At 64.1% G+C, this 7,679-nt stretch carries 7 protein-coding genes; 1 reads left to right on the forward strand and 6 read right to left on the reverse strand.

What is annotated here, in order from left to right; genetic code table 11:
* Positions 1-7: 7 nt before the first annotated feature.
* Positions 8-2,110, reverse strand: coding sequence for an ABC-F family ATP-binding cassette domain-containing protein (locus JF616_14045; protein MBW8888872.1), 2,103 nt, complete (start codon positions 2,108-2,110; stop codon positions 8-10).
* A gap of 37 nt (positions 2,111-2,147) precedes the next feature.
* Between JF616_14045 and JF616_14050 the strand changes: the two genes are divergently transcribed.
* Entirely contained in the window at positions 2,148-2,990 is an 843-nt protein-coding gene (locus JF616_14050) for a UbiA family prenyltransferase (GenBank protein MBW8888873.1), read from the forward strand.
* 83 nt (positions 2,991-3,073) lie between these two features.
* Here the strand turns inward: JF616_14050 and JF616_14055 are convergent, their stop codons facing one another.
* The 5 genes from JF616_14055 to JF616_14075 all read right to left on the reverse strand — a co-directional run.
* The gene (locus JF616_14055; protein ID MBW8888874.1) at positions 3,074-3,991 is read right to left on the reverse strand and encodes a hypothetical protein; all 918 of its coding nucleotides are present in this window, start codon (positions 3,989-3,991) and stop codon (positions 3,074-3,076) included.
* A 36-nt stretch (positions 3,992-4,027) separates the two neighbouring features.
* Positions 4,028-5,071 (reverse strand): hypothetical protein, encoded by a 1,044-nt coding sequence (locus JF616_14060; GenBank protein MBW8888875.1) that lies wholly within the window; start codon positions 5,069-5,071, stop codon positions 4,028-4,030.
* Complete coding sequence (locus JF616_14065; GenBank protein ID MBW8888876.1) at positions 5,068-6,756, reverse strand: hypothetical protein; 1,689 nt, start codon at positions 6,754-6,756, stop codon at positions 5,068-5,070. The genes JF616_14060 and JF616_14065 overlap by 4 nt, the downstream gene beginning before the upstream one ends.
* Before the next feature lie 61 nt (positions 6,757-6,817).
* A complete protein-coding gene (locus JF616_14070; GenBank protein ID MBW8888877.1) occupies positions 6,818-7,315 on the reverse strand; it encodes a YajQ family cyclic di-GMP-binding protein in 498 nt (165 codons plus the stop codon).
* Between the two features lie 30 nt (positions 7,316-7,345).
* Positions 7,346-7,679 (reverse strand): hypothetical protein (locus tag JF616_14075; GenBank protein MBW8888878.1); only part of this gene is annotated, 334 nt, incomplete at its 5' end.

Raw genomic sequence — 7,679 nt, forward strand, 5'->3', positions numbered from 1 at the left:
GCGGGTCCTAGCGCCCATAGCCATCGGCCTCCAGCTTTTCCAACTCCTGGTAAAGCGCCGCCAGGGCCGCTTGCGCATGCTGCTTCTCGCGGGTAAGCTTCAGCAAGAGCGTGGCATCGGCATAGGTATCCGGCAGGCAGAGCTCGGCGTCCAGGGTCGCCACTTTCTGATCGAGGTCGGTGATTTCCCCTTCGATCTCCGTCCAGCGCTTTTCGGCCTTGCGACGCAGGCGCTCTGCTTCTTTCTTGGCTTCCCAATCCTGCGGCCCGCCGGCATCCTTGGCCGGAGCCGGGGACTTGCTATCGGGGGCCGAGCTACTCGGGGCCGAGGGGTTTTGTGACGAGGGATTTTGGGCCACTGTCGCTTTCGCGACCGGCGCCGCCGACGTGGTAGAGGGGGACTTCGCCAGAGCCGGTTTCGCGGCGGAGGACTTGGCCGCCGTGCCGTTGGAGGCTTGCGATCCTTTGCCCGAGGTTTTGCCCGATGCGGCATCGTTTCCGATGCCATAGCGATCGTCGCTGGCCAGCTTGTCCAGGTAGTAATGGTAATCGCCCGGATAATCGGTGACCCTGCCGTTCTTCACCAGGATCACCCGCGTGGCGATGTTCTCCACGAAATAGCGATCATGGGAGACGAAGAGGACCGTGCCGCTGAAATCGTGCAAGGCGCGCATCAGCAGGTTCTTGGAGTCCATGTCCAAATGGTTGGTCGGCTCATCCAGGATGAGGACGTTGCAATTCTGGAGCAGCAGGCGGCACATGCGCACGCGCGCCCGTTCGCCGCCCGAAAGCACCCCGAATTTCTTGAAGGCGTCGTCGTCGGAAAAGAGCATGGCCCCGAGGACGTTGCGCAATTGCTGATCGCCGATGCGCGGCAGGGAATCGGCCAGATAAGAGACCAAGGTCATTTCCGCTTCGACGGGCGTGGGCTCCTCGTACTGGGCGAAGTAGCCGATCTGGACGTTGGAACCCAAGGTGACCTTGCCCTCGGTGGGCGGTTCGATGCCTTGCAGGATTTTCAGCAAGGTGGTTTTACCCGCGCCGTTAGGGCCCACGAGCACGGCATGCTCGCCGCGTTGGATGCCGAACTTTCCGTCTCGGAAGATGCGTTGCTCCCCGTAGACCTTGCCCACGTCCTCGGCTTCGAAAACCCATTGGCCGGAGGCCGGGGCTTCCGGGAATTTGAGGCGGATGGTGGCGGCGGAGCCGGGAATCTCGATGCGCTCGATCTTGTCGAGTTGCTTCTGCTTGCTCTGAGCCTGGGTCGCCTTGCTGGCCTTGGCCTTGAAGCGCTCCACGAAGCGTTCCAGGCTGGCGATCTCGTCCTGCTGCTTTTTATGCGCCTTGAGCAATTGCTCCATGCGCAAGGCCTTCTCTTCCTCGTAGCGGGTGTAAGGCACCGGATAGGCGACCAACTCGGCGCCATGGATTTCCAGGATGCGATCGCAGGTGCGATCGACGAAGGCGCGATCATGGGAGATGAGGACCATGCAGCCGGGATAATCGCGGATGTACGACTCGAGCCAGACGATCGATTCCAGATCCAGGTGATTGGTCGGTTCGTCGAGGAACAGGCAACTGGGTTGGGCCAGCAGCACCTTGGCCAACGCCACCCGCATGCGCCAACCGCCGGACATGGCCGCCAGGGGCTTGTCCTGCTCCTCGGGGGAAAACCCGAGGCCGGCCAGCACGGTGCGCGTTTCGCTCTCGGCGGTGTAATAGTTGGATCGGATCAGCTCATCCTGCAGGAAGTCCATACGGTTCAGCTCGGCTTCGGTCGCCTCGCGCTCGCCCAGGATGGTATGCAGCGCATCCAGCTCCTTGGCCTTGGCCAGGGCTTCCCCGAAGGCCTGCAAGGCGGCTTCGTAGACGGTGGCCCCGCCATCCTCGCCCAGATGCTGCCGCAGGTAACCGATCTTGACCGAGGCGGAACGGATGATCTGGCCGCCGTCCACCTGCTGCTCGCCGCATAGGACCTTGAGCAAGGTGGTCTTGCCCGAGCCGTTGGGACCGGCCAGGCAGATCTTATCCTTGTCCCCCAATTGGAAGGAAAGGCCATCGAAGAGGTAGCGATCGCCGAAGGTGAGGGTAAGGTTGCGGACGTCTATCATTTAAAAACCGGGCCATCAAGTTAGCTAATATTAGCGCATGCCGCCCCCGTGGAGCAGGGTCCAAGCGATCCTTGAGCTTGCGCGCCTTCCCAACACGGCCGTCGCCGCGGGCGGAGTCTGGCTCGGGCATGCCTGCCGTCCCGGCCCCGTCGATTGGCGCGCGGCCACCCTCGGCTCGCTGTCTATGGCCTTCCTGGCGGCCGCCGGCAACATGCACAACGACGTGGTCGATCTGCCCATCGATCGCATCAACCGGCCCGATCGGCCCTTGCCCTCGGGGCGCATCGCTCCCGCGGCCGCCATGGCCGGGGCTTCGCTGGCATTCGCGGCCTCCCTCGCCCTCGCCTTCGCCCTCGGACTTCCGCAAGGATACTTGGCCGCCGCCATGGGGCTTTTGCTGTACGCCTACAATCTCCAACTCAAGGGCCTGCCCTTGGCGGGGAATGCGGCTGTGGCCTTGTTATGCGCCTTGGCCATTTACCTGCCCGAGTTGCCGCATCGGCCCGATTACACCTTGATGCCCATGCTGTTCGCTTTTCTCACGACCATGGCCCGCGAGGTGGCCAAGGATGCGGAAGACGTCGTTGGCGATCGCGAACATGGCGCCATAACCCTGCCGGTACTCTACGGCATGGGGGCGGCCAAGGTCGCGGTGGCGGCCGCCTGCCTTGCCACCCTGGCCCTGCTGCCCCTTCCCTGGATCCGCATGGGGTACCATATCGGTTACCCCATCGCCGCCGCGGTCCTGTGCCTGCCCCTGCTGGCCTTGGTGCTGGCGGGGCTGCGCGCGCCCGACCCGGCCTGGCATCCCATGCAAAAGCGGCTTAAGCTGCTGATGGTGGCGGGGATGATCGCGATCCTGCTCGGCGTGCGCGGCTGATTGCGAGGGGCATCGGCCCCGGAAGCCCGCGGGCGGGCCAGGAATCTCGCGGGCTTGCGATCAAGAATACCGAGGGCGGTCGATCAATAAGCCAGGTCGAGCGACCAGAAATGCGCCGGCCCCAGCTCGGCGTGGCTCTGGTAGGCGTACGCCAGGCGGAACAGGGACCAATGCAGGCCCACTCCCGCCGAGAAGCCGCCTTCGGGTTCGCCGAAGGGAAAGCCTGCGCGCACCGTGATCAGATCCCGCCAGGAGACTTCCGCGCCCGCGGGGAAGGCGGCGTCCTCGTCGTTGCGCGCGCGCGCGTCCGCGGTCACCGCGGCCTTCCAATCGGAACCGAAGCCGTGGGCATAGGCCAAGCCCACCTGCGCGGCGGCGGGGGGGAAGGGATTGGCATTACTCTGGTCCTTGGCCTTCGAGTCCCAGAAATCCGCGTTCAACACGCTGGCGCCCACCACGAAGCCCAGGGGGAGCGGGTAGCGCGCGCCCGCGTTGATCATGGCGGTAGCGTAATTGGCGTCGGCGACGCTGTTGCCGGCGTAGTTGGCGGTGGCGCCCCACTGCAATCCCTGCCAAACGCCCGCCAAGCCGGCCTGCAGCTTGAGGGTATGCGCCCCGTAGGACGAAGTGGCGACGTCGGTTTCGCTGAACCCGTCGATCTTATCGAAGCCCAGGTAACGCGCGTTCAGTAGGATGCGGTAGCCGCCGTCCAGGGGAATGGACCAGGTAATATGGCTGCTGGTGGTCTGGAATTCGGCGAAGGGATAGCCGCGGCCCACGATCAAATGCTGGGAGTCCGCCGCGGCGGCGGCGGGATTGAGATCCAAGGAGGCGGCATCGTCGGCGAGGGCCACGCCGGCCCCGCCCAGGGCCACGATGCGCGGCGAGAGGGGAAGCTTCAGGAACTTGAAACTGGACGAACCCGGGGACTGATCGGTTTCCACCGCCCGGGACGGGATGGCCGCCAGGGCGCACAGAAGGAGGAAAGGGATCGTCCGCATGAGGCGATAAACTAAAAAGATCCGGGGTTCCAGGGCCTACCAGGAGGTCCGGAAGCCGCCGGCGAACGGGTTCAAGGTCAGGAAACCCCTCTCGGCCACGAAGGCGTAATCGAACATGAGCCGGCGGCGGCCCCAGGGCAGAACATAGCCGAAGCCGGCGGTCAGGTTCCCCTGATCCATCCCCAGGCGCGCGTTGACGCGGTCGGTAACGTGCCAATCGGCGCCCAGTCGCAGGGCCTGCACGTGGAATTGGGCATCCGCGGCGTACAGATCCGGCTTCAACTGGTAGTCCAGCGCTTCCGCGGCCAGATCCACGGTTTTACCGAAGGCATGGGACGTGTAGAATACGGCGGCGACCAAGGTCTTGGGGATGTAGTCCGTCGCCGTACGTTCGAATCCCTGGGAGGACTCATCGCCTCCCAAGGTGGTTTGATCGAACTCCGCGTTCAAATCCGAATTGATGCCCAGGTTGCGCACCACCACGGCGGTCTTCAGATCGCTTCCCCAACGCTTGTACCATCCGAGGTTGAAGATGCCGATGACGTTCACGTTGCCCGTGCCGCCTCCCAGGTCGGGATCGAAGGAATACCATTGCACGGCCGCGCCGAAGCTATTGCTCCGCGAAGTCTTGACCCCCAGCCCCAGGTAGCTGCCGATGGCCTGGGGACGAGCGGTGCCGATGGGCTTCTCGTCCGCATCGTAAGCGGGCACGTCATAATCGCCGCGGTTAAGCAGGCCGACGCCGAAGCCCAGGTTGGCCGCCACCCGGCCCTGCAGGCCCGCGTAGCCGCCGTTGCGTTGGAGGCTGCGCATATCCGCGCCCACCCCCGCCGTCATTTCGCGGTTGAAGGGAAGGATGGCGGGATTCCAATAAGCCGCGGGCATCGCCTCTTCGGCAGCCGAACCGGTATTGCCCATCCCCAATTCGCGGATGCCGCCGCCCATGCGATCGAGCCAGCCTTCGTGGCCGCCCAGGATTTCCGGAGAGGTGGCGTACGCAGAGCCGGCCACGAAGTAGCCGACGGCGAGCAAGCCGAACGCGAGGGCCCGGGCCGGCGCCCCGTAAAAGCGCGGGCTCATGGCGACCTCCCGTGCACGGCGATGGCTTTGCCCCAGCCCTTCTCTCCCTGATCCGATTCGACCAGGATGTAATAGGTCCCGACGGAAACGTAACGGCCCGAAGCGTCCTTCCCGTCCCAGCGATCTTCGTTGGGGTCCTCGCTGCGGCTACCGCCGCCCGTGCGCCGGGCGTTCTTCACCAAGGTCTTCACCTTTTCCATCGCGTAGTCGTACACAGTAATGGTCACCTTGCCGCTCTTCTTGAGCCGGTAGCCGACCCGCACGTATTCGGGTTGCCCATCCACGGTGGTGCCCGAAAACAGGGTGGGATAGGTAATGATCTCTTGCAGCCCGTTCTTCAGCGCCTTCAGGCTGTTCACGTTGGTCCAAGCCTCACCGGGGCGCCGCAGGAAAACGCCCTTGAAGGTCGAGCCAGCCAACAAGGTCGTGCCCGCGGACCCGGGCATGGCCGCCAAGGTGGTCAGACGCCCTTCACCGCTGGCGATATCCAGGCCGTCCCCCTTGTCCAAGAGCACGTCCGCCAGTTCGCCGGTGCCCTTGTTCGCCAAAAGCGTGTCCCGCCGGAAAACCACCAAGCCCGGCTCGGTCAGATTGAAATTGATGAAGGTGGAATCGCCCGAGAAGGCGGCCGCCGGCTTGGTCCCGGTCTGGGTGGCGCCCAGGGAATCGGGCGCGACGGAGAGGCCGGCAATGCGCGGAGGCTTATGGAAGGAGCGCCCGTGATCGGAACTGAAGAAATACTCCGACCCGGAGAAGACCCAGAGCAGGGCATGGGCCGGATCGGCGAAGATGCTTTCGATGCGGATGGATCCGGACTTGGAAGCGGGCAAGGCGACTACAGGGAAGGCATTGCCTCCCAATCTCCCGCGGCGTAGGCCCTTCTGGGAGCCGATGAGCAGCCAGGTGGTATCGGCCGCGCTGTCGACGGCGAGGGCGGTGACGGAATCGGGCTCGCCGATCTTGTCGTTGATGGTCGCGAGCTGGGCGACCGAACACGAGGCATTGCGGATGCAACGGAAGGCCGCCACGCCGGTGTCCGATCCCGCCGGGAAGGCGGTGAAGTTCAGGCTATCCTTCGCCAGCACGCCATTGTCCTCGGCGGAGGCCTTCACGAGGGCGACGCCGCCCCGGCCCGCCCCGACGATGATGGTGTCCCGCCATTGGGCTATTGCCGAGAACTCCACTCCCGAGGTGATGTTATTGGCCTTCTGCGAGGGTCGCGTGAACACCACGCTGTCCACCGCCGGTTTGCCTTCCTCCGTCAAAACCAGCAAGGCGCCGACCGTGGAGGAATCGGTGGGCGGATAACCGTAGAAGAGCAGGGCGGTGGAAGATCGTCCCAGTCCGCCGCGGATCCCGCCGCCGATCTTCAGTTCGCCGTTGAGGATGTCGAGCGGATTCTTGGACGGATCGATGCGGCTGAAGCGGACGCCGTCCGCCGCGAAGACCCAGAAGCCGGCCTGATCGGCGATGACGATGGGCAGGTTCTTGGAAATGAGGGGATCGCTATGGGCGAAACCCAGGGAGGCCGCGAGGGATAGAGTCCCAAACAGAATGCGGGCGAAGAGCGAGGCCGAGCGAGCGGCCCGCGGCCAAAGAGGACGAAGGAGCGATATTCGGAGAATATCGCGACTGAGGCCGATGCCGGCCCCGGGCCGCGCAGCCGGCCGTAGCCGAGCCCCCATTCTGTTTGGGGCTCTTAAGCCCGCGATGGCCCGCGGGATGGCGGAAAGGGACTTCATGCGTTTACCGGAAGTTGGTGAATTGGCAATCGAAATCGAAATTGGCCGCGCGCACCGCGGCCATGCAGTCCTGCAAATCGTCCTTGCTCTTGCCGCTCACCCTCACTTGCTCGCCCTGGATGCTCACCTGCACCTTGAGCTTCTGATCCTTGATGAGCTTGACGATCTTCTTGGAATCCTCCGGGGCGATGCCGGACTGGAACTTCGCGGTCTGGCTCACCGTCATCTTGCCCCCGGGTTGCGGTTCGGTGTACTTCACGTTCTTCGGGGAAAGGCCGCGCTTGATCAGCTTGGATTCGAAAACGTCCCGCAATTGGCCCAGCTTGAATTCATCGTCGGCCGTCAACGCCACGGAACTGGCCTTGGAGTCCAGTTCGATCGCGGCCTTGCTTCCTTTGAAATCGAAACGCTGCGCCAGTTCTTTCTGGGTATGCTGGACGGCGTTGCGGAGCTCTTCGGGATCCGTCTTACATACGATGTCGAAGGAATTATCGCTGGGCATGGGTACTCCGGGGAAAAGCCAAAATTAATTTCATTCCCGCATGTCCACCACTTCGACGCCCTTAGGCGGCACGAAAGCGAACTCCTTATCCTTCAAGCCCGTATTGCGCTTGATGGCAGCCACGGTATAGCGCGCCTCGTCCCCGGAAACGTCGCGGCTGGAGATGCGATGCAAGGCGCAGGTTTCCTTGTCCAACAGCACCGTGAGGCTGTCCAGGTTCTTGATGGCGCGCGACGGATCGAGCCGCAACTCGATCCACTCTTTCCCCTCTTCCCGCACCGTCGCGGCCGAGAGCGGATCGCTGTCCAGGAAGCGGAGCAGCACGGCCCCCGGCGCGATGGCGCCTTCGCCGTCCGCAGCCGCC

The sequence above is a fragment of the Fibrobacterota bacterium genome (genome assembly GCA_019509785.1).
GTDB lineage: Bacteria > Fibrobacterota > Fibrobacteria > UBA11236 > UBA11236 > Chersky-265.

Bases quoted from the DNA above. Each gene is read 5' to 3' on its own strand.
- JF616_14045 (MBW8888872.1), bottom strand. From the start codon at position 2,110: ATGATAGACGTCCGCAACCTTACCCTCACCTTCGGCGATCGCTACCTC.
- JF616_14050 (MBW8888873.1), top strand. From the start codon at position 2,148: ATGCCGCCCCCGTGGAGCAGGGTCCAAGCGATCCTTGAGCTTGCGCGC.
- JF616_14055 (MBW8888874.1), bottom strand. From the start codon at position 3,991: ATGCGGACGATCCCTTTCCTCCTTCTGTGCGCCCTGGCGGCCATCCCG.
- JF616_14060 (MBW8888875.1), bottom strand. From the start codon at position 5,071: ATGAGCCCGCGCTTTTACGGGGCGCCGGCCCGGGCCCTCGCGTTCGGC.
- JF616_14065 (MBW8888876.1), bottom strand. From the start codon at position 6,756: ATGGGGGCTCGGCTACGGCCGGCTGCGCGGCCCGGGGCCGGCATCGGC.
- JF616_14070 (MBW8888877.1), bottom strand. From the start codon at position 7,315: ATGCCCAGCGATAATTCCTTCGACATCGTATGTAAGACGGATCCCGAA.